The sequence below is a fragment of the Marisediminitalea alba genome (assembly GCF_002993365.1).
Lineage (GTDB): Bacteria > Pseudomonadota > Gammaproteobacteria > Enterobacterales > Alteromonadaceae > Alteromonas > Alteromonas alba.
This window is the reverse complement of record NZ_PVNP01000182.1, coordinates 24,693-47,628: the sequence shown is the minus strand read 5'-3', so window position 1 is coordinate 47,628 and position 22,936 is coordinate 24,693. Positions and strand designations below refer to the sequence as shown.

The 22,936-nt window shown below is 47.7% G+C and carries 19 protein-coding genes; 14 read left to right on the top strand and 5 right to left on the bottom strand.

Translation table 11 applies throughout. The features are described from left to right. Positions 1-2: 2 nt before the first annotated feature. The 3 genes from glyQ (at position 3) to C6Y40_RS16085 (ending at position 3,483) form a co-directional block, all read left to right on the top strand. Positions 3-908 (top strand): glycine--tRNA ligase subunit alpha, encoded by a 906-nt coding sequence (gene glyQ, locus C6Y40_RS16095; protein WP_105935443.1) that lies wholly within the window; start codon positions 3-5, stop codon positions 906-908. Between the two features lie 3 nt (positions 909-911). Continuing rightward, positions 912-2,981: a glycine--tRNA ligase subunit beta gene (glyS, locus tag C6Y40_RS16090; protein WP_105935442.1), complete on the top strand. Its 2,070-nt coding sequence runs from the start codon at positions 912-914 to the stop codon at positions 2,979-2,981. A 64-nt stretch (positions 2,982-3,045) separates the two neighbouring features. Continuing rightward, positions 3,046-3,483, top strand: a complete 438-nt coding sequence (locus C6Y40_RS16085) for an early set domain-containing protein (protein ID WP_105935441.1) — start codon at positions 3,046-3,048, stop codon at positions 3,481-3,483. A 78-nt stretch (positions 3,484-3,561) separates the two neighbouring features. Here the strand turns inward: C6Y40_RS16085 and C6Y40_RS16080 are convergent, their stop codons facing one another. The 5 genes from C6Y40_RS16080 to dnaA all read right to left on the bottom strand — a co-directional run bounded on the left by C6Y40_RS16080 (position 3,562) and on the right by dnaA (position 12,701). Then, on the bottom strand, positions 3,562-6,240 hold the full coding sequence (locus C6Y40_RS16080) for a M14 family metallopeptidase (protein WP_105935440.1): 2,679 nt from the start codon (positions 6,238-6,240) through the stop codon (positions 3,562-3,564). 166 nt (positions 6,241-6,406) lie between these two features. Then, positions 6,407-8,827: a DNA topoisomerase (ATP-hydrolyzing) subunit B gene (gene gyrB, locus C6Y40_RS16075; protein WP_105935439.1), complete on the bottom strand. Its 2,421-nt coding sequence runs from the start codon at positions 8,825-8,827 to the stop codon at positions 6,407-6,409. Positions 8,828-8,833: 6 nt separating this feature from the next. After that, complete coding sequence (recF, locus tag C6Y40_RS16070) at positions 8,834-9,925, bottom strand: DNA replication/repair protein RecF (RefSeq protein ID WP_105935438.1); 1,092 nt, start codon at positions 9,923-9,925, stop codon at positions 8,834-8,836. A 114-nt stretch (positions 9,926-10,039) separates the two neighbouring features. Further along, positions 10,040-11,143 (bottom strand): DNA polymerase III subunit beta, encoded by a 1,104-nt coding sequence (dnaN, locus tag C6Y40_RS16065; RefSeq protein WP_105935437.1) that lies wholly within the window; start codon positions 11,141-11,143, stop codon positions 10,040-10,042. Positions 11,144-11,174: 31 nt separating this feature from the next. Beyond that, complete coding sequence (gene dnaA, locus C6Y40_RS16060; protein ID WP_105935436.1) at positions 11,175-12,701, bottom strand: chromosomal replication initiator protein DnaA; 1,527 nt, start codon at positions 12,699-12,701, stop codon at positions 11,175-11,177. A gap of 570 nt (positions 12,702-13,271) precedes the next feature. Here dnaA and rpmH point away from each other — a divergent pair. The 11 genes from rpmH to rsmG all read left to right on the top strand — a co-directional run bounded on the left by rpmH (position 13,272) and on the right by rsmG (position 22,936). After that, a complete protein-coding gene (gene rpmH, locus C6Y40_RS16055) occupies positions 13,272-13,406 on the top strand; it encodes a 50S ribosomal protein L34 (protein ID WP_014290886.1) in 135 nt (44 codons plus the stop codon). Positions 13,407-13,421: 15 nt separating this feature from the next. Further along, entirely contained in the window at positions 13,422-13,781 is a 360-nt protein-coding gene (gene rnpA, locus C6Y40_RS16050) for a ribonuclease P protein component (RefSeq protein WP_105935435.1), read from the top strand. Next, positions 13,745-14,017, top strand: a complete 273-nt coding sequence (yidD, locus tag C6Y40_RS16045) for a membrane protein insertion efficiency factor YidD (RefSeq protein WP_170308518.1) — start codon at positions 13,745-13,747, stop codon at positions 14,015-14,017. Before rnpA ends, yidD begins: the two co-directional genes overlap by 37 nt. Positions 14,018-14,028: 11 nt before the next feature. Beyond that, the gene (yidC, locus tag C6Y40_RS16040) at positions 14,029-15,693 is read left to right on the top strand and encodes a membrane protein insertase YidC (protein WP_105935434.1); all 1,665 of its coding nucleotides are present in this window, start codon (positions 14,029-14,031) and stop codon (positions 15,691-15,693) included. A 70-nt stretch (positions 15,694-15,763) separates the two neighbouring features. Further along, entirely contained in the window at positions 15,764-16,246 is a 483-nt protein-coding gene (locus C6Y40_RS16035; RefSeq protein WP_105935433.1) for a YajQ family cyclic di-GMP-binding protein, read from the top strand. A gap of 9 nt (positions 16,247-16,255) precedes the next feature. Beyond that, entirely contained in the window at positions 16,256-17,638 is a 1,383-nt protein-coding gene (gene mnmE, locus C6Y40_RS16030) for a tRNA uridine-5-carboxymethylaminomethyl(34) synthesis GTPase MnmE (protein WP_205664788.1), read from the top strand. Between the two features lie 105 nt (positions 17,639-17,743). Next, positions 17,744-18,184, top strand: a complete 441-nt coding sequence (gene mioC, locus C6Y40_RS16025) for an FMN-binding protein MioC (protein WP_240621985.1) — start codon at positions 17,744-17,746, stop codon at positions 18,182-18,184. Then, entirely contained in the window at positions 18,185-18,844 is a 660-nt protein-coding gene (locus C6Y40_RS16020) for a DnaT-like ssDNA-binding domain-containing protein (protein WP_240621984.1), read from the top strand. It begins immediately after the preceding gene. 2 nt (positions 18,845-18,846) lie between these two features. Continuing rightward, the gene (locus C6Y40_RS16015; protein ID WP_105935432.1) at positions 18,847-19,668 is read left to right on the top strand and encodes an ATP-binding protein; all 822 of its coding nucleotides are present in this window, start codon (positions 18,847-18,849) and stop codon (positions 19,666-19,668) included. A 727-nt stretch (positions 19,669-20,395) separates the two neighbouring features. Then, positions 20,396-22,297 (top strand): tRNA uridine-5-carboxymethylaminomethyl(34) synthesis enzyme MnmG, encoded by a 1,902-nt coding sequence (mnmG, locus tag C6Y40_RS16010; RefSeq protein ID WP_105935431.1) that lies wholly within the window; start codon positions 20,396-20,398, stop codon positions 22,295-22,297. After that, positions 22,298-22,936 carry a 16S rRNA (guanine(527)-N(7))-methyltransferase RsmG gene (rsmG, locus tag C6Y40_RS16005; RefSeq protein WP_105935430.1) on the top strand — a complete coding sequence of 213 codons (639 nt, stop codon included), beginning with the start codon at positions 22,298-22,300 and terminating at the stop codon, positions 22,934-22,936.

The following is a 22,936-nucleotide window of genomic DNA, read 5'->3' as shown; positions in this document are numbered from 1 at the left end:
GTATGCACAAGTACGATATTAAAACATTTCAGGGCTTGATCCTTGCCTTACAGGATTACTGGGCCAGACAAGGTTGTGTGATTATTCAACCACTGGATATGGAAGTTGGAGCAGGTACCTTTCACCCTATGACGTTCCTGCGTTCGTTGGGCCCGGAGCCTATTAGCAGTGCTTACGTGCAACCAAGCCGACGCCCTACTGACGGTCGCTATGGTGAAAACCCTAACCGTCTGCAGCATTACTATCAGTTTCAGGTCATGCTCAAGCCTTCTCCGGATAACTTCCAGGAGCTTTATTTAGGCTCGTTAAAAGAGCTTGGCTTCGACCCACTGGTGCACGACATTCGCTTTGTAGAAGATAACTGGGAATCACCTACCCTGGGTGCATGGGGTCTGGGCTGGGAAATCTGGCTGAATGGTATGGAAGTGACCCAATTTACCTACTTCCAGCAAGTGGGTGGCCTTGAGTGTAAACCTGTTACCGGTGAGATCACTTACGGTCTTGAGCGTCTGGCCATGTATATCCAGGGCGTCGACAGCATTTACGATCTGGTCTGGACTGACGGCCCAATGGGTAAAGTGACCTACGGCGATGTGTTCCACCAGAACGAAGTGGAGCAATCCACCTATAACTTTGAATATGCCAACGTTGACGTCATGTTCAGAACGTTTGATGAGTGCGAAACGGCTTGTCAAATGCTGATTGAAAAGAATCTGCCGTTACCGGCTTATGAGCAGGTAATGAAAGCATCCCATGCATTTAACCTGCTGGATGCCCGCCACGCGATATCTGTTACGGAGAGACAACGTTACATCTTACGCGTTAGAACCCTTGCCAAAGCCGTTGCACAAGCTTATTACAATGCCCGTGAAGAGCTTGGTTTCCCGCTGTGTAAGAAGGAGCAGTAAAAGGTGCGCACCGAAAATTTATTAGTTGAACTGGGTACCGAAGAGCTACCCCCGAAAGCCCTTATCCAACTGGGCTCAAGCTTTGCCGATAACATCAAAGATGCGTTAAGCGCAGCAGAGCTGGGTTACAGCAATGTACAGTGGTTTGCCGCGCCGCGTCGTTTGGCCGTGTACGTTACTACCCTGGCCGAATCACAGCAGGATAAAGTAGTAGAAAAACGCGGCCCTGCCGTCTCTGCTGCCTTCGATGCGGATGGAAATCCAACCAAAGCCGCCATGGGCTGGGCCCGCGGTAATGGTATCAGTGTTGAAGATGCTGACCGTCTGGTTACCGATAAAGGTGAATGGCTGATGTACAAGGCCGAAGTAAAAGGCCAGAAGATCAGTGAGCTGCTGGAAGACATTGTCAGTCAGGCGATTGCTAAACTACCAATCCCTAAACCAATGAAATGGGGTGACTACAACACCCAGTTTATTCGCCCGGTACACACGCTGTGTGCGCTTTATGGTGATGAACTGATTGATATTGCAACGCTTGGATTAAGCAGTGCCAGAACAATTCAGGGCCACCGTTTTCACGGTGAGAAAACCTTTGAACTGGATCACGCTGACAATTACCAGAGTGCGTTGAAAGCCCATTATGTTGTAGCCGATTTCGCCAGCCGCGCAACCAGCATTGCTGAATCACTGAATGCTAAAGCCGACGAACTGGGCCTGATTGCCGATTACGATGAAAGCCTGTTAAACGAAATCGCAGCATTGGTTGAGTGGCCGGTGGTGTTGCAGGCTGGTTTCGACGAAGCTTTCCTGGAAGTGCCAAAAGAAGCCCTGATTTACACCATGAAAGGCGATCAGAAATACGTGCCTTTGCTGAATAAAGATGGCTCTTTATCCAATAAATTCTTGTTTGTTACCAATATCGAGAGTCACGATCCGATTCAGATTATTCACGGTAACGAAAAGGTCATCCGCCCGCGCCTTGCAGATGCCGAGTTTTTCTTTAATACCGACAAAAAGCAAACTCTCGAGTCACGTTTAGCTTCTCTTGAGTCAGTGCTGTTTCAGAAGCAGTTAGGGACTTTAAAAGAAAAGTCGGATCGCATTGCGGCGTTATCGGGTTACATTGCCGATATCATTGGTGCAGATAATGCCCACGCGCAACGTGCAGGTCTGTTATCCAAAACCGATCTGATGACTGACATGGTCATGGAGTTTCCGGATGTTCAGGGCGTTATGGGTAAATACTATGCTCTGCACGATGGTGAGCCAGCGCCGGTTGCCAATGCGTTATACGAGCAGTATTTACCACGCTTTGCCGGCGACCAATTACCTGAAGCGCCGGAAAGTGCTGCAGTGGCACTTGCCGATAAGTTCGATACGCTGGTAGGTATTTTTGGTATAGGGCAGTTACCTAAAGGCGATAAAGACCCGTTTGCGCTGCGTCGTGCCGCCATTGGTGTATTGCGGATTATCACCGAAAAATCATTACTGATTGACCTTGAGGATGTGGTTGCTAAGGCCGCTGAGATCTACGGTGATAAACTTACCAATCAGGACGTCATCGAACAGGTGGTCGATTTCGTATTAGGCCGCTTTAATGCCCTACTACACGACCAGGATGTGGAAACCGATGTTATTCAGGCCGTTTCTGCCCGTCGCCCTACACAGCCCACCGATTTCTTAGCGCGCATTAATGCTGTTGCCGGCTTTAAGCAAAATGAAGCCGCTGAGGCGCTGGCCGCTGCCAACAAGCGGGTAGCGAATATTCTTGCCAAGAATAACGTTGAGGGTGATCAGAAAGTTGATGAGTCACTGCTCTCAGAAGATGCAGAAGTCGCTTTGTATAACGATATTAAAGCGATTCAGGACGGTATTCACAGCCATGCGGCTAACCGTGAATACACTGAAGTACTGGCTCAGCTGGCAACGTTACGCCCTAGTATCGATGCTTTCTTTGATAACGTAATGGTGATGGCCGACGACCCGGCAGTAAAAACAAACCGCCTGGCGTTGCTGTTATTACTGCGTAGTCTGTTTATCACTACCGCAGACATTTCGTTATTAGCCAAATAACAATAAAGTACATTAAAGGGCACCAGGCGTGCCCTTTTTTATTTTCTTTAGTTTGGAGTCAATCATGCAAAAACGTTGGCTAGCTCTGCCGTTATCCCTGTTGATGACAGCCTGTACGCAGACCGGTCAGTACCCCGTCTTTCAGGAAAAACAGCCAGAAATTGTATTTTCAGACTGGTACCTGCGTGGTGTATTTAACTGGTGGGAAGCCAAACCGGCTTATCAATTACAGCGCGGTAGTAATGGCTGGTACGTGGATGTTGAATTGATTGCTGATGAGCAGCCCTACGACTTTAAGTTTTCCAATGCCAACTGGACTACCGGTCAAACCTGTGGCGCCAGTTATAAAGGCCTGGCCATTGCACTTAAACAATCCATGTCGCTAACCTGCGGCGCAGAAGCCGCTAACATGCGCTTTACGCCACCTCGCACTGCAACCTACAGATTCACGGTGAAAGGCAGCCCGAATACCAGTTTGATGCTGAATATCACTGCCCTTTAAGCGGGAAGCAAATAAAAACGGCGACTCAATATTCAATTGATGTCGCCGTTTTTGCTTTAAGGCTATTGATGACTAACGTTATCGTAGCGGATAGGCATGAGCTGAGGCGCGAAATATGCTGTTCATAAACATCACATTTAAGCCGTCAAGATAAGCTCTGACTGTTGGCTCCTGGGTATAAGCGATCACCATCCCCCGTCCCATAGGCTGGTGGATCAGAAACGGCTTATAAGCGCTCTGCGTTTTAAACTCATCCCAGATATAACCACTGGCTACCACTTCCTCCTGGCCCTTAAACCAGGCCACGTTTTTACCGGACTCCAGTTTGATTGGGCTGTAAATATCGTTTCCGGTGACCATAGCCACCACTTCGGGATTCACCCCTGCGGTAAGCCAGTGCTCCTGGTCAACTTCAACCCGGGTCAGAATACCCGCCACATAGTCTGGTAGTTCCTGCTCGTTTTCTATGGCGTTAAGGAAACCTTGTCGGTTTTCGATGGTGGTACCCTCGACCACGTCACCATCACCCTGTGCGGTTACGTCTTCGTCTTTTAAGGCATACTCGCGCTTTACATCCAACAGTCCAACATTCTCGCTGGCTGCCCACTGAGTCGCATTGGCTATGGTAATTAATACACCGCCTTTGCTTACCCAGTCTTTGAGGTTTTCTGCACCGCCTGCCCCCAGATGTCTGGCGTAGTTACCGGAAGGCAGAATGATAACCTGATAATCACTGAGGTTAGCCCAACTCATATTACCGGCGCGGATAGCCGTGACCGGATAATTAAACTGCCGCTCAATGACAAAACGCAGACTGCCTGCACTTAGTGAGCTGGTAGGTTCATCCCATGCCATGGCGATTTTCGGTGCGCTCATGCCTGCCGTGTTTTCACTGCCAAAGCTTGGCCCTTCAACCACCCAGCTGGTATCCACCCCCACTACTCTGGCGCCAGTCTCCGTGGCAATCTGACTGATTTGCTCTGCCAGGTTTTTACCGTTTTGCGCAACTTCTACAATCAGGGTACCGGCAGGATAGCTACCCGATTCCATCTTAAAGGCCTGGTCTGCACTCTTAACCCGGATACCTGCACGCAGTGCCGCCGTTAAGAACCGCCCTGCTGACATATCGCCCCACGGCACAAGGTAGGCCACCTTGGCATCGGCATTAACCAGTTCGGATTGCAGCGGCATATCAGCGGTGATCATCTTGCCTTCTACTTTTACTGCATCGTCACAGCTTTCGGTATCAACATTAAACATTAAAGGCAGAGACCAGCCGGTGACATCATAAATCTGATCGCGAAGTTTATTGGCCCGGCGGCGCTCCTGTTCAGCTACAAAGGTTTTATCCATATCCACCTGCTGGGTAAAGGTGGTCTTGGCAAACAGTCCTCGTGGCTGGGCGGTATCAATAATAAATGCGCCAGCCTTATAGCGCTCACCGCACGCTCTAAAGCTCTCTGATGCCTGTTTAACCTCGACACCATGCTCAGCCATTAATGTGGCTAATCGATGCGTTGCAGCCCTGTCTCTGACGTTTGGCAGAATAAAGGTACGCTCGTCATCATCTTTGCCCGCATCAATCGCTTTTTGTTGATAAAGATAAAAGTCGCTGAGGATTTTTTCACGATGTTCTGCGGTAGTTTCGGCCGTTGCCATCGACGCTACGAAATGGCGCTGCACTGTATCGCGGTATTGCAAAATACTGCCGTCCAGCTTTTCAAATTGCTCACCCCGGGCAGACGCAACCTCATAAGTTGCCGCGGAAGCACCATAGAAAGTTGGCCAGCTGTCACCGTAGCCAGGATAAAAGGCATCAAACACTTCCCGGGTGTAGTAGCTGAAGCCAAATTGATCGAAGTATTTTGCGTTATTCTTACCGATGGTAACGTTATTTTCCAGCTGCTCTTTCTGCATATGAGGGTTGATAGGCTGCGCAGCAGGCACAAAGAAGTAGCTCGAGTCGCCACCCATTTCATGCAGATCGATGACCACAGTGGGTTTGTATTTGTTAATTACACGAATGCGAGCTTTGGTTTCAGGCTGGGTGATAGCCAGCCAGTCACGGTTCATATCGAATAGATAATGGTTGGAACGTCCACGCGGCCAGGGCTCGTTGTGCTCAGCGCTCAGGCGGTCGGTACTGTGCTCCATCCCCACTGTTGCATAATACTGATTGATAAAGCGCATACGGCCATCAGGATTTTGCATCGGGTCGATAAACACCAGGGTGTTATCAAGGATCTTCTTTACCATGGGTTGATTAGTAGCGGCCAGTAAATGGTAAGCCGTTACCATTGATGCATCCGTACTGGAAATTTCGTTGCCGTGGACACCGTGCTCCAGCCAAACTGATGAGGGCAAAGAAGTAATTAGTTTGTTGGCTTCACTGGCAGAGGTGGTTCTTGGGTCAGCCAGACGGTTCATGTTTTTAGCAAATTGCTCAAGGTTGGCGAGATTTTCTATAGAGCCGATTACCGCGTAGATGAGCTTGCGCCCTTCCCAGGTTTCGCCGAACTCCACTACTCTGATATTGTCAGGCGCAGCAGCCTGTAATGCATAATAGTATTTTAAGGTATCAGCATGGCTGGTAATCCGCTCACCCAGTTCATAACCGAGCACATCCTGGCTGGTAGGAATGCTGGCGTTGTATTGGGCAGCTGGCCACATTTCAAAGGTGTCTTGCTCGGCTAAAACCGGCGAGGTAAAACCCAGTGATGCAGTAATAGCTGCTGCAAGTAGTAGTCGTTTTTTCATTATTATCAATTCCGCAGTCGGGCTGTATTGTTAGATGTTCAATGTAGCTGTGTTTGTATCGGCTGTCATGATCATCAGTCATGCATAGCTGCCTGTTATCGAAAAGCCATAAAAAAACCCGGCAGGTCTTGCCGGGCTTTTAGTTTATAGAATTAGCAATAACAGCCTACACGTCGAGGTTTTCTACGTTCAGGGCGTTGGCTTCAATAAAGGCACGTCGCGGTTCAACCTGGTCGCCCATTAGCGTTGTGAACAACTGGTCACAGGCAATGGCATCTTCGATGGTGACCTGTAGCATACGACGGCTTTCCGGATCCATGGTGGTTTCCCAAAGCTGTTCAGGGTTCATTTCACCCAGACCTTTATAGCGCTGGATATACTGACCGCGCTTCGCTTCACCCATGAGCCATTCCAGTGCGTCTACAAAATAGGTTACCGGCTCTTTTCGCTCATTACGCTTAACATAGGCACCCTCTTCCATCATGCCATTAATGGCTTCGTTAAGGCCTTTAATGCGCTGATATTCAGCAGACTCTATAAAGTCTCTGCCAAGGTTATATTCGTAGTCGATACCGTGCATACGCATGATAATAGCAATGTAGAATTCGCTACGCTCAGCGTCATGTTTAATTTCGTATTTGTATAACGCGCCATCGGTTTCCTGTGTTTCCAGCGCGCTGGTAAACTCGGAGGCAAATGCAGCTAAAGCATCTTTATCAGTCAGATCGTCAGTAGACAGTGTTTTGGTATAAATAAGTTTGTACCACAGGCTCACTGGCATTACCCGGTACATGCGCGCAATCATCTTTTCTACGCCCTGGTATTGCTGTACCAGATTTTCCAGCGCCACACCTTTGATAGGCAACGCATCTTCGCTGGTATATAACTCAGCACCATCCATCGCGATAGAAGTCAGATGTTTGGTCAGTGAATCATCGTCTTTGAGATACTGTTCCTGCTTACCTTTTTTCACTTTATACAGTGGAGGTTGGGCAATATACACATAGCCGCGTTCGATAATTTCTGGCATTTGGCGGTAGAAGAACGTCAGCAGCAAGGTACGGATATGCGAGCCATCCACGTCCGCATCGGTCATGATGATGATACTGTGATAGCGCAGTTTTTCCGGGTCATATTCGTCACGACCAATACCACAGCCCAGTGCTGTAATTAAGGTAGCGACTTCCTGAGAAGACAGCATCTTATCGAAGCGTGCTTTCTCAACGTTAAGGATCTTACCTTTCAATGGCAGGATAGCCTGGTTTTTACGGTTACGACCCTGCTTGGCTGAACCACCTGCAGAGTCACCCTCCACTATATACAGTTCGCTAAGGGCCGGATCTTTTTCCTGACAGTCAGCCAGTTTTCCTGGTAAGCCGGCAAGGTCTAATGCACCTTTACGACGTGTCATTTCGCGGGCTTTACGCGCTGCTTCACGAGCGCGTGCTGCATCAATAATCTTGCTGGCAATGATTTTACTTTCTGTTGGGTTTTCCAGTAAGTAGTCAGCCAGTTTTTCGTTCATGGCAGACTCTACAGCCGGACGCACTTCAGAAGAAACCAGTTTGTCTTTAGTTTGTGACGAGAATTTCGGATCAGGTACTTTTACTGACACAACTGCGGTTAACCCTTCACGGGCATCATCACCACTGGTAGAAGTCTTGGCTTTTTTGTTCAGCCCTTCCTTTTCCATGTAGTTATTCAGGGTACGAGTTAGTGCCCCACGGAAACCCGCTAAGTGAGTACCACCGTCACGCTGTGGAATGTTATTGGTAAAGCAGTAAATATTTTCCTGGAAGCCATCGTTCCATTGCATAGATATCTCAACAGAAATGCCATCTTCTCGTTCGCTGGAGAAGTGAAATACCTTTTGGTGAATAGGTGTTTTGTTGCGGTTAAGGTATTCAACAAACGCCTGAATACCGCCTTCATAATGGAAGTGATCTTCTTTTCCGTCGCGCTCGTCTTTCAGTTTAATTGATACACCTGAGTTCAGGAATGACAGTTCGCGTAAACGTTTGGCCAGAATTTCATAGTGGAATTCAACATCCGAGAAAGTATCAGTACTTGGCCAAAAACGTACTGCAGTACCAGAACTTTCAGTATCACCAATCACGGCCAGTGGCTGTTGTGGTACACCGTGCTGATATTCCTGCTCGTGGGTTTTTCCTCCACGACGGATTGTTAGTTTTAGTTTGCTGGAGAGTGCATTTACTACCGATACACCAACGCCGTGCAAACCACCTGATACCTTATAGGAGTTATCATCAAATTTACCGCCAGCGTGAAGTACAGTCATAATAACTTCAGCAGCAGACACACCCTCTTCCGGGTGTAGTTCGGTAGGAATACCACGGCCGTTATCAGACACGGATACAGAGCCATCAGTATGAATTTGTACTTTGATTTCAGAACAGTGTCCTGCTAACGCTTCGTCAATGGAGTTATCTACAACCTCGAACACCATGTGATGTAGACCTGTTCCATCATCGGTATCACCTATGTACATGCCGGGACGCTTCCGTACTGCGTCCAATCCTTTCAGAACTTTAATACTGGAAGAATCATAATTGTGCTGTTCTGACATTCAGTTTTACTCCTCGTTCACGTTGCAATGTTCCACGTGAAACAATTTTTTGTCTTTATATTTATTCACAAATTCAAGTTGTTCTTGTTCTATGGCAGTAACAAAAACCTGGGTCTGAGTTTCTAACAACCCATCGATGAACCGTTCTCTTTTTTCTGCATCCAATTCGGCACCAATATCGTCGAGCAAAAAGATACTGTGCCTACTGGTTTCCAGCGTAAATAGCTTTGTCTGGGCTAATTGTAATGCAGCAACTGCCATTCTTAACTGTCCGCGTGATAGCACTTCCTGGGCCTGGGTTTTGTTTACCCTAAAGCGTAAATCTGCTTTATGAGGACCAACAGAGGTGTATCCCACCTTTCTATCGTAAGGCAGCTTTTTATTTAAAGCCTGCGATAAATCGCTATCTTTTTCCCAGCCCCTATAATACGAAATTTCGACAGAAAACTCAGGTAGAAATTGCCTACATGTGCTTTCGAATACAGGAATTAATCGGTTGACGTATTCGCCGCGTAATGCATCTATACGCTCCCCTAGCACGATAATCTGCTGATCCCAATATCCCGTGTCATTTTGGGCGGATTGTCCATTATAGTCCTTTAACAGCGCATTGCGATGCTTAAGTACCTTTCCATAGTTTTTTATCAGTTCTGAATAGGATTGTTCCACGTGGAACAATCCCCAGTCGCAGAATCGTCTTCTTTCTGAAGGTGATCCAATCACCAAATCGGTACTTTGAGGGGTGAACAATTGAATAGGCAGTAAACTCACCAGATCACTAAGACGCTTAAAATGTTCGCCATTAACACTACATTTGAACTGTTCTGAATTTCCCCGGGACAAACCAATCTTGAATTGTTTACCGTCGTCATTCTGGCAGCTGGCGAAAATCGTGAACGCATCGTTATCGTGCTTAATAACCGATTGGTGTTTGGAGGTTCTGAATGAACGGCCATATCCCAGGTAATGAAGCGCTTCCAAAAGCGAAGATTTTCCACTACCGTTTTTACCGGTAATGATACTTAGTGATGGCGACGGACTGAATTGTACAGACTCGAAGTTTCTAAACTTTGTGAGCTGCACCTTATCCAAAATCATAAAACAATACTTACGCTCTGGGTGAAATAAAAACCGGGGATTAAATACAACAAAGCCGAATATCGAGATTCGGCAATGTATTCAAAAGTTATAAAAATGATGGGCCCACTACACCTACAGGCGCATGGGCATTATAACGTACAGGGCTGCACCATCATCAGCGTCTTCGATAAGCGCACTGGAATTGGCATCCATAAGATTGATCTTAACGTTGTTTGAATTAATAGAATTCAATACATCAATTAAGTAAGCAACGTTAAAACCTATCTCAAGAGAATCGCCCTGATAATCAATATCGACGATTTCCTCGGCTTCTTCCTGTTCTGGGTTATTAGCCGTAATCTTTAATTCACCTGAAGAGATGTTTAAACGAACACCGCGGAACTTTTCATTCGATAAAATAGCAGCACGAGAGAACGCATCTTTTAATACATCTTTACTGGCCAGGATAACCTTGTCGCCGTCTTTAGGTAGTACACGACGATAATCCGGGAAGCGACCGTCAACCAACTTACTGGTAAAAATGAACTCAGTAGAAAACATGCGAATATGGTTCGCGCCAATCTGAATTTTTAACAGCTTGTCGTCGTCTTCAATCAGACGGGAAATTTCCAGCACACCTTTACGTGGAATGATAACCTGACGTGCTGGCAAGGTAGCGGCAGTATAATCAAGTCGACAAAGTGCTAAACGGTGGCCATCGGTAGCAACGGTTCTTACCAGGTTTTCTTCGGTTTCAAGAGACATACCATTGAGGTAGTAACGTACGTCCTGCTGTGCCATGGAAAAATGAACGCTGTCGATTAGGCGTTTAAGATTTGCACCTGATACTTCAAACTCAACTTCGCCTTCCCAGTCTTCGAGATTCGGGTAATCGCTGGCTGATAACGTTGAGAGAGTATAACGACCGCGACCAGCACGAATAACGGCTTTATTGCCATCAAGTGAAAAATTGATTTCTGTACCATCAGACAAGCCACGACAAATATCAAAAAGCTTCTTGGCAGGTACGGTGATCTCACCTTCGGCAAAGTCTCCTTCCAGTTGTGTACTGGAAATTAACTCCACCTCTAAATCTGTACCCGTTAACCAAAGTGCGCCTTCACTAACTTTTATTAAAACGTTAGATAGAATCGGCAGAGTATGGCGTCTCTCTACTGCCCCGGATACTAGTTGTAATGGTTGTAAAAAGTTTTCCCGGCTGATGGTAAAGTTCATCGAATTCTTTTCTCACCTGTGTTGGTTTCTGTTAAGAAGACAGTGTTCTTATCAAATTCTTATAGTCTTCTTTTATATCATGACTTTCTTCTTTTAGCTGCTCTATTTTGCGGCAGGCATGCAACACCGTAGTGTGGTCTCTGCCACCAAACAGATTACCCAACTCGGGCAAGCTATGATTCGTCAATTCCTTAGATAACGCCATGGCGACTTGTCTTGGCCTGGCAACACTGCGGCTGCGACGTTTTGACAGAATATCAGATACCTTTATTTTATAGTAATCTGCGACCGTTTTTTGAATATTATCCACCGTAACCAGCTTTTCTTGTAACGCGAGTAAATCTCTCAATGCCTCACGCACAAAATCAATGGTGATTGGTCTGCCGGTAAAATTTGCGTTGGCAATAACGCGGTTTAATGCGCCTTCCAGTTCCCGAACATTCGAGCGCAAACGTTTGGCAATAAAGAAAGCAACCTCGTTAGGCAGCTGAATATTATTCTCAGACGCTTTACGCATCAGAATCGCCACCCGGGTTTCAAGTTCTGGTGGCTCAATTGCGATGGTTAGTCCCCAGCCAAACCGCGATTTAAGCCGGTCCTCTACCCCGTCAATCTCCTTGGGGTAACGGTCGGAGGTAAGAATGATTTGCTGATTACCTTCCAGCAACGCATTAAAGGTATGGAAAAACTCTTCCTGGGAACGTTCTTTATTGGCAAAGAATTGAATGTCATCAATAAGTAACGCATCCACCGAACGATAAAACCGCTTGAAGTCTTCGATGGCATTATTTTGCAGCGCTTTAACCATATCCTGCACAAAACGCTCGGAGTGCATGTAAATGATTTTAGCATCCTGCTTAGTATTGAGGATGCCGTTACCTACTGCATGTAATAAGTGAGTTTTACCTAAACCAGTGCCGCCATATATAAACAGCGGGTTATATGAGCCGCCTGGATTGTTGGCTACCTGGCTCGCCGCAGCTCTGGCTAACTGGTTAGACTTACCCTCAACAAAGTTATCAAACTGATAAGTGGGATTGATATTGCTCTTGTGACTCACGCCTTCCGGTATAGGGATGACCTTATTTACCGTCTGCCCTGCCGATACTGGTGGATTAACCCTGGCACTTACCGGCGCCGGTGCAACTGGCGGACTTTGCATTGATGCATTGTTGCCATTAGTGAAAGCGTTTGTTTGTTGAGGCGGCTGACTGTAATTATCAACAGATGCAGAAAACGACGATCCCCTTGCCGATCCGCGGATCGGATCGCTGTCGGTGGCACTTGGCGCCGGATTAGACGCAGCCGGCGCAGCACGACGTTGAACCACCTCGAAACGCAGCTGTGGCGCCTGTTGGCCGCCGCTGAACTCAACAAATAACTGATTAATCTTGTCGCGGTATTTTTCGCGAACCCAGTCCAGAATAAACCGATTCGGAGCATAAAGCGTTACAGCATCCTGATTTTGTTCTGAAGTTAGTGGTCTTATCCACATAACAAACTGCTGTGTAGGGAGTTCCTGACGCAAACGCTCCAGGCACTGATTCCATAAAGACATATTATTATTATGCTCCGTTCTGGCTCTAGGCCTTATTTTTATTGTTATTATCGATGTTTAATGTTGTGTATAAATGCTGCGGGTCGCATCGACTAACAAACAGGTGAATTGTGAGTAAACTGATGATGTCACGCTGATCGATTAACTAGCTTGTGGATTATCTTACTTATTCGATCCAAAGTAAATCCGGATCAGCAAAAAACCCCGCCGAGAAAAGTTTAAATTTATGTTTATTAAAGAAAAATCTTTAAATCACGATCAGATCGCACAGGCCTGATCGATGATCCTGTATAGGCGATCAGTAGCCGATCGTGTGCTTGACAAGACCTGAATTTGGTGGATCGCCACTAAAACTGTGGATAAATTGTATTGACAAAAATAATTATTCACAGTCCGCGTAATTTCTATTCGAGATAGGGCAACAAAATTAGGATTATTAAGTGGTTTAACGGGCTTTTCCATTGACAATAGCCCCGGAGATCTCTAGAATTCAGCGTCCTTTTGTAGCACGCCTATTATTTGGGCAGTTACAATAAGTATGTTTAACCACGTAAAAGTGAGACTTTGGTCATGAAAAGAACGTTTCAACCGAGTAACCTAAAGCGTAAACGCTCTCACGGTTTCCGTGCTCGTATGGCGACTAAAAACGGTCGTAAAGTACTAGCCGCTCGCCGTGCAAAGGGTCGTGCTCGCCTTTCTGCTTAATGGTATTTACCAAAAGTGGGCGAAAACCAGTTTTCCCGGGAGTTAAGGCTTCTTACTCCCTCCCACTTTACTTATGTTTTCGATAAAGCAATTCCAGCAGTATCACCGTGCTTTACGGTTCTAGCCAGACATAATCAGTTAACTCATCCCCGTATTGGCATCACCTTAGCCAAAAAACGTATTCGCAAAGCTAATCAGCGCAATCGCATTAAACGTTTAATTCGCGAGAGCTTTCGTCATCGCGCGCAGCAACTCCCCGGTATCGATATTATTGTGGTCGGCAAGACCGGCGCCGATGCATTGTCGAATGAAGAAGTCTTTGTCACGTTGGAAAAGTTATGGAAAAAGCTCGAAAAGCGCTGCACTACGGGCTAATTGCGCTGCCGCTGGGACTCATTTACTTTTACCGGTTATTTATTTCGCCGGTGCTTGGACAGCGTTGTCGCTTTCACCCAAGCTGCTCAGTTTATGCCTTAAATGCATTTAAATCGCACGGATTGTTAATTGGCGGTTGGTTATCTATCAAACGCATATTAAAATGCCACCCTTTGCACTCTGGCGGATACGATCCGGTACCCGAAAACAAACAAGACAATAAACACTCAAATTAAAAGAGACCAGTATGGAATCGCAACGAAGTATTCTGATTATTGCCATCGCATTTATCAGCTTTTTACTCTGGCAAAAGTGGCATGAGGCCTACGGACCGCAGCCAGTTCAACCAGTAACCCAGCAAGCGGCAGACAGTGTACCGGCCGGTGTACCCTCAGCTTCATCAGTCCCTGCCAGCAATGGCACTGACGAAGATGTGCCTGTTGCAGCGAGTGAAGCTTTGCCGCAGGCAACAGCCAGCAACAGTACTAAGCAAACGATTTCAGTAGTTACCGATACACTGAATCTGACGATTAGTTTGGTAGGTGGTGACGTTATTCACGCCGACCTGGTTAAGTTTCCGGTTACGCAGGGCTCAGACGAACCCTACAGCTTACTGCGCGCTGGTAACGGATTGTATGTTGCACAAAGCGGGCTGGTAGGTGCAAATGGCCCCGATGGCAGCTCACAAGGCAGACCTTTATATCAGGCACAGGCGGATTCATATGAGTTAAACGGTGACACACTGAGTGTACCGTTAACCTGGTCAAGCAATGATGGGATTAGCATTACTAAAACCTTTACATTCACCCGTGGACACAACGATGTGGATGTGAGCTATGCAATTACCAATAATTCTGGTCAGACTGCTCAATTTCAACAATATGCCCAGCTTAAGCAAACCACCGCTGAACAAGAAGGCGGTAACATGTTTATGCCAACCTATCGCGGCGCAGCTTACGGCACAGCAGACGATCGTTATAATAAGTACACATTTGGCGATATCGAAGATGACCCACTGCGAATCACCACCACAGGTGGTTGGGTGAGTATGCTGGAGCACTACTTTATTTCAGCCTGGGTACCATCTCAAACCGAAACAAACTCGCTTTACAGCCGTATGGTGGCTAATCAGTACGCGATTGTTGGCTACACTGGCGAACCCACATCAGTAGAGAGCGGACAGGTAATTGAATTAAACAGCACACTTTATCTTGGTCCCAAGGATCAGGAAAAACTGGCTATGCTGGCAAATGGCTTAGACCTGACCGTAGACTACGGTATTTTATGGTGGATTTCGCAGCCACTATTTACCCTGCTTAAATTCCTGCATAGCCTGGTAGGTAACTGGGGTTTGGCCATTATCCTGATTACCATTATTGTTAAAGGTGCCATGTACTGGCTGACCAAGAAACAATACGAATCAATGGCTAAGATGCGTAATCTGGCGCCTAAGATGCAGCAACTGAAAGACCGTTACGGCGACGACCGTCAAAAGATGTCTCAGGCCATGATGGAGCTCTACAAGAAGGAAAAAGTTAACCCTATGGGCGGCTGCTTCCCACTGTTGCTGCAAATGCCTATCTTCCTGGCGCTCTACTGGGTACTGCTGGAAAGTGTGGAATTACGTCATGCCGATTTTATTCTGTGGATCACCGATTTATCGGTAATGGACCCCTACTTTGTACTGCCTATATTAACCGGTGCCAGCATGTGGATGCTGCAGAAGCTGCAACCCACCACCATGACCGATCCGATGCAACAAAAAATCATGCAGTGGATGCCGGTTGCCATGAGTGTGTTCTTTATCTGGTTCCCGGCCGGTCTGGTACTCTACTGGTTTATCAGTAACGTGATTACCCTAATCCAGGCAAAAATGATATACGCCTCTATGGAAAAACGTGGCATTAAGTAAATAATTAATCCCAATAAACTACTTAAAGCCCGCATTCATGCGGGCTTTTGTTAACAGGAGAGCAGTCACCATGCCTTCATTTGATATTGTGTCAGAAATAAACATGGAAGAAGTCCGCAATGCCACGGAAAACGCTAACCGAGAATTGTCGACTCGCTTTGATTTTCGTGGCGTAGAAGCCAGCTTCGAATACAAAGACAAAACCGTAGTAATGGCCGCCCAGGCCGAGTTCCAGCTCCAACAAATGGAATCCATGTTCCGAAATGCCTGTGCCAAACGTAATCTTGATACCTCAGCCATCGACTGCAAACCGCATACTGTCACCGGCAAAAATTATCGTCAGACAATAGCGTTTAAAGAAGGCATTGAGCAGGCCGTCGCTAAGAAGATTGTTAAACTGGTCAAAGATGCCAAAATTAAAGTACAAACGGCTATCCAGGGCGAACAGTTGCGGGTTACCGGTAAAAAGCGAGACGACCTGCAACAGGTTATGCAACTGGTTAAACAGGCAGAGCTGGGCCAGCCATTTCAATTTAATAATTTCCGCGACTAGAGCTTAATTATGACTATCAGCCACTCCGACACCATTGTTGCACAAGCTACCCCGCCCGGGCGAGGTGGTGTTGGCATAGTGCGGGTATCCGGCCCGCAGGCGTTAAAAGTGGCTGAACACATATTACGCACCCCATTATCACCCCGTCAGGCTACTTACACTGATTTTTACAATGCCATGGGTGAAATCATCGATCAGGGCATCGCTATTTATTTCAAAAACCCGCACTCCTTTACCGGTGAAGACGTGGTGGAGTTTCAGGGTCATGGCGGGCCGGTCATTATTGATATGCTACTGGAAGCCATTTTAGCAGTGCCCAATGTCAGACTGGCGCGGCCAGGGGAATTTAGCGAACAGGCTTTCTTAAACGACAAATTGGATTTGGCCCAGGCTGAAGCCATTGCCGACCTGATTGATGCCAGCTCCCAACAGGCCGCGAAAAGTGCGTTACGCTCGTTACAGGGTGAGTTCTCAGAACAAATCAATACCCTCAGCGAAGCCATTATTCATTTGCGTATGTATGTAGAAGCCGCTATCGACTTCCCGGATGAAGAGATCGACTTTCTATCCGACGGCAAGGTCAGTAATGACCTCACCACTATTCTCGAACAAGTTGGCAAGGTTCGCAGCCAGGCAAAACAAGGTACGCTGCTACGGGAAGGTATGCAGGTAGTTATTGCCGGCAAACCCAATGCCGGTAAATCGAGCCTGCTTAATGCGCTGGCCGGCCGTGAAAGCGCCATCGTAACCGATATCGCCGGTACCACTCGGGATATACTGAAAGAACACATCCACATTAATGGCATGCCACTGCATATTATTGATACCGCCGGTCTGCGCGAAAGCCCGGATAAAGTGGAACAAATAGGTATTGCCCGCGCCTGGGAAGCAATTAATCAGGCCGACCGGGTATTGTTTGTGGTCGACAGCACCGAATCCGATAGCATCGACCCGTACCTCATCTGGCCCGAATTTATGCAACAGCTGCCTGCTGGCATGCCAGTAACGGTTATTCGCAATAAGGTTGATAAAACCGGCGATGAAATCCGCCTGCATCAGATCGATTCAGCTCATGGCGCATTTACCACCATCGCGCTGTCGGCCAGTACCGGTGACGGAGTAGAGGTGTTAAAAGATCATCTGGCAGCCAGTATCGGCCTGGACACCACCACCGAAGGTCAGTTTATCGCCCGCCGCCGTCACATGGATGCCATTGATACCGCGCTGGCGCATCTGGAAACGGGCGAGCAGCAACTTAACGATAATCTGGCTGGCGAATTACTGGCTGAAGAATTGCGCCTGGCCCATCAGGCGCTCACCGAAATCACTGGCGAATTTACTTCCGACGATCTACTCGGTCGTATCTTTTCCTCCTTCTGTATCGGTAAGTAACCAGCTGCCGGCAACCTACCCCGACTAAACATATTCCCTGGCGGTTATTATTGGTATAATGCCGCCACTTTAAGCATAACTGCCACAAGGTTTATCCGGAGTAATATGGATCGTCACTTTACACTGCTAGTAGGTTCTGTACTGGGGGCCAGCGAATATGTTGCTGATGCCATTGCTGAGGCCCTTCGTGCCCGTGGATATAAAGTTACTATACTCACTCAGCCCGATATGGACGATATCGAAGCAGATTCCACCTGGTTTATCTGTACATCAACCCATGGTGCCGGCGATTTACCCGACAATATTCAGTCTTTTGCAGCCCAACTAGAAAACGAAGATCTCAGCGATGTTGAGTACTTTGTGGTGGGTCTGGGTGACAGTAGCTACGATACCTATTGCCACGGCGCCATTGCCATGGAAACGCTAATGAATAAAGGCGGTGCCAAGCTCATGGCCGATCCGTTACACATTGACGTGCTGCACCACCCCATTCCGGAAGATCGCGCCGTAGAGTGGCTGGAACCCATTCTCGACACGCTGGACTAAATGTTTACCCAGGCCGAATTAAATGCCCTTACCTCACCGCTGAGCAATGCGGCAAGGGTACTATATTGTCTGGCACTACGTCCCAAAGCCAATCAGGACACATTGTTATCTAACCCGCTGCAGTACAAAGAGCTACTGGCTTTGATGAACAGCGACCCGCAACGGGAGCCGGTGACTCGCGGCCGTGAGATTAATACCTTGCTGGAAGAACTCACTCAGGCCGGACTGGTGTCATTACCTGAATCACTGAGCCTGGATATGTCGCTTAATGGCAAACGCGTTCTGTTACCCCTTATCAGCAATACCCAGGGCTATCAGCCCTTTCATCAGCAACACTACGCCATGCATCGCGACTGGCAACCAGAACAAAAGGTGTTTGATGATATCGCAGCGCTGATTGGATTAATTGATAAAAGTTTTGATGAACAGGACATTGGTGAGTTTGTGGCCTATTGGTTGGGCCGTCCGGAAGCGGTATTCAGCAGCTATCAATGGACACAGAAGTTCACCTACGCGTTGAAGAACCGCCGCACCGCCAAAGGCTATCAGGCCACAAAAAAAGTGGGTAATCAGGTTGTCACCGTTGAACCGGGCATCGAAGCAGATGATAATGCCAGACAGCTTGTTGCTAAATACGCCAATAAATCAGGTAAAAATTAATCATGGATTCATTTAAAGATAAACTTAACTCACTGGCCAGAACGCTGGGTAAAGCGGTGCCAAATGAATCTGAATATATCGATTACAAGACGCTGCGAAAGCAATACGAAGCTCAGGCCAATCAGGAAATCGCCCAGCTCCAGCAACAATCCAAAAAGCAGCGCATCGAAATGCTGCATGGTCGCTCAGACCTTAATCCTCGCTGGACCTTCGCCAATTTAATTGAAGACAGTGATGACGTGGTTGAAGCGGTCAGCATTGCCCAGTCTTTTATTGCCGCCCACGAAGACAAAGCCTGGCGAGAGGCGGGCTCACACATGATGATATTCTACGGAGACTATGGGCGCGGTAAATCGCACATAGCCGGCGCTATTGCACATCAACTTATCGACCAGTATGAAGTCACCGTGTTGTACCGCCAGCTCTCCACGCTGCTGGAAATGCGTCATTCTGCCTATGACTTTGGCTCTCAGGACAACGCCGGGCAAAAATTCCGTGCCGCCCATCAGGAACTACTCGATGTGGACATGCTGATCCTCGACGAAGTTTGCGTTAACGAAACCGTATTAAAGAAAAACTCGCAAAGCTGGCTGGGTAATCTGCTGCGTCAGCGCCTGGTAAACAAGAAAAACTGTATTCTGATCACCAACCACAACCTCGGCGATCTGGAACAGGCTCTGGGCCGCTACTGCTTTGAATCGCTCAAAGAGTACGATACCTACAAGGTCAGGTTTTCCGGCCCGAGCCGACGTAAAGGCCTCACTCTCGACGAAGAAGATCAGGTCACCTCAGCACCTCGCTATCAGCCTAATCAGGTCCGCTAACGCCCACACAAATCAATGAGAAGCGCCGTTTATACGGCGTTTTTTTATCGCTTATTTCGACGATTCACGTATAAAAGCATCCATTCGATAGCTATAAACTCCCCTCGAACAATAAAAAAACATCCTCAATAGCCCGCTTCACATTATTTTTATCAACATCGCGGCACACCATGATCGGATCGAAAACGTGATCCACGGATCCAAAACCATTAAGATCTGAATAACTCTTTTCCACAGTAAAACGCCGCTATAAGCCGTATAATACGGGTTGCAGGCCGATCGGATCCTGGATCTATTAAACAAGTTATCCCCAGTTAGATCAAAGCTAGATCACTGCTGTGAATAACCTCTGAGAAGTAGCTGTGTACAAGCTTTGATCTGAATTGTGATAAGATCCGGTCGGTGCTGGCATGTGGATAAAACAGTGCCTTATACACAGGATCCCAGTAGAGTTGTGATCGGGGTATTCCAGATCTTATTGATCGCGTAATATCATGTTTTAAATAAGGAAAAATGACTTACACACAGATCTGGCGATCCCTAATAAGAATAAATATAAAAGATCTAAATAGATCCTATACTTTAATAACACGATCCGCTTTTCAGCTTTACCAGCAAAATGTAGAAAATTTAACCATTTTCATTAGCCAAGAACTCAGCTAAAATACGCGCCCTTTTTTCTCCACTGGCTAATACTTCGTCCAGTTAGGTAATTAGTGAGGTAACTATGTTTTATCAGCAGGATTACGATGTCATCGTAGTTGGCGGCGGTCACGCCGGTACCGAAGCTGCACTTGCTGCTGCCCGTATGGGCGTGCGTACCCTATTACTTACCCATAATGTCGAAACCATCGGCCAGATGTCGTGTAACCCTGCGATCGGTGGTATTGGTAAAGGCCATCTGGTAAAAGAAATCGATGCCTTAGGTGGTGCAATGGCACTGGCTATCGATCAGGGCGGGATCCAGTTCAGAACGCTTAACTCCAGCAAAGGCCCTGCTGTGCGTGCAACCCGCGCCCAGGCTGACCGAAGCTTATATCGTCAGGCGATCCGCAACATCGTGGAAAACCAGCCAAACCTCACGCTGTTCCAACAAAGCTGTGATGATCTGATCGTCGAAAACGATCGCGTCTGTGGTGTGGTAACCCAGATGGGCCTGAAGTTCCGGGCGAAAACCGTGGTGTTAACCGTTGGTACATTCCTGGGCGGTACCATTCACATTGGTCTGGAGAATTATCGTGGCGGGCGTGCCGGCGATCCACCGTCAATTGCCCTGGCCGAACGGTTACGAGCGCTGCCGTTCAGAGTCGATCGTCTTAAAACCGGTACCCCGGCACGACTGGATATCCGTAGTCTGAATTTTGATGTAATGCAGGCACAGCCTGGCGACACGCCGGCACCGGTGTTCTCGTTTATGGGTAACCGTGAAATGCATCCGCAGCAGATCCCGTGCTACATCACCCATACTAACGAGCAAACCCACGAGATTATTCGTGGCGGACTGGATCGTTCACCGATGTTTACCGGTGTGATTGAAGGCGTTGGACCGCGTTATTGCCCCAGCATCGAAGATAAAATTACCCGTTTTGCCGATAAGAACTCACATCAGATCTTTGTTGAGCCTGAGGGGCTGAACAGCGTTGAGGTGTATCCAAACGGGATCTCAACCAGCCTGCCCTTTGATATTCAGCAGGCGCTGATCCATTCCATCAAAGGCTTTGAAAACGCGCATATCATTCGTCCGGGTTATGCCATTGAGTATGACTTCTTTGATCCCCGCGACCTCAAACAAACCCTGGAAACCAAGTACATTGATGGTCTGTTCTTTGCCGGCCAGATTAACGGTACTACCGGCTACGAAGAAGCCGGTGCTCAGGGTCTTATTGCCGGTGCCAACGCGGCCTTACAGGTACAGCAAAAAGATCCGCTGATCCTGCGTCGCGATCAGGCCTACATGGGCGTACTGATTGACGATCTGGCAACGATGGGGACTAAAGAACCGTACCGCATGTTTACCAGCCGGGCTGAATACCGCCTGCTGCTGCGCGAAGATAACGCCGATATGCGTCTTACTGCTGCAGGCCGCGATATCGGGCTGGTGGATGATGAGCGCTGGCAGGCCTTTAATGCCAAAATGGAAGCGGTTGAACAGGAACAACAGCGTTTGCGTGGTCAGTGGATCCATCCTGAACACGCCGCGGTTGCTGAGTTAAACACGTTGCTTAAAAACCCGGTGAGCCGCGAACATTCACTGGAAGAGCTAATCCGTCGTCCGGAAATGACCTATTCGTCATTGATGAGTATTGAATCACTGGGGCCGGGCCTTGCCGATCCCATTGCTGCCGAGCAGGTGGAGATCCAGATCAAGTACGCCGGTTACATCGCTCGTCAGCTCGACGAGATCGCGAAAACCCAGCGCCATGAAAATACCCTGTTACCAGCAGACTTTGATTACAGTAAAATATCCGGGCTGTCCAATGAGGTAGTGGCTAAGCTTACCGATGCCCGCCCGGAAACTATTGGCAAAGCAGCACGGATTTCAGGAATTACGCCGGCCGCCATTTCGCTGCTGTTGGTTTACCTGAAAAAACACGGCATGTTACGTAAACACGAGAAGCAGTCTGCCTAAATGAGTTTTGACCGACAAAAACTAAGTATCATTTTACGCGACGGCATCGATGCGATGTCATTGGTGCTGTCTGAAGAACAGCAAAGTTTGTTGCTCGACTATGTTGAACGTATCCACAAGTGGAACAAGGCGTTTAACCTGACATCGGTTCGTGAGCCCGAACAGATGATGGTAAAGCACATCCTGGATTCACTGGCTGTGGCGCCGTTTTTAACCGACCAGCGCTACATCGATGTGGGTACCGGCCCCGGTTTACCAGGTATTCCACTGGCCATTGCCTGCCCGGATAAGCACTTCACGTTACTCGATAGCCTGGGTAAGCGGGTGCGCTTTATGAAGCAATGTGCATTCGAGATGAAATTGGTCAATATCGAGCCCATCCAAAGCCGGGTTGAGGAACACGTGCCCGCGCAGTACTATGATGCAGTACTCAGTCGGGCATTTGCCTCGCTGAAAGATATGTTGCACTGGTGTGAGCATCTGGTAGATACTCAAGGGAAGTTTCTGGCACTGAAAGGCCAGTATCCGACCGACGAAATCGCTGCCATTCCGGCTACCTGTACTCTGGAATCATCTGTAGAGCTATTCGTACCGGGGCTGGAAGGCGAACGTCACCTGCTGACGGTTCAAAAATCATAG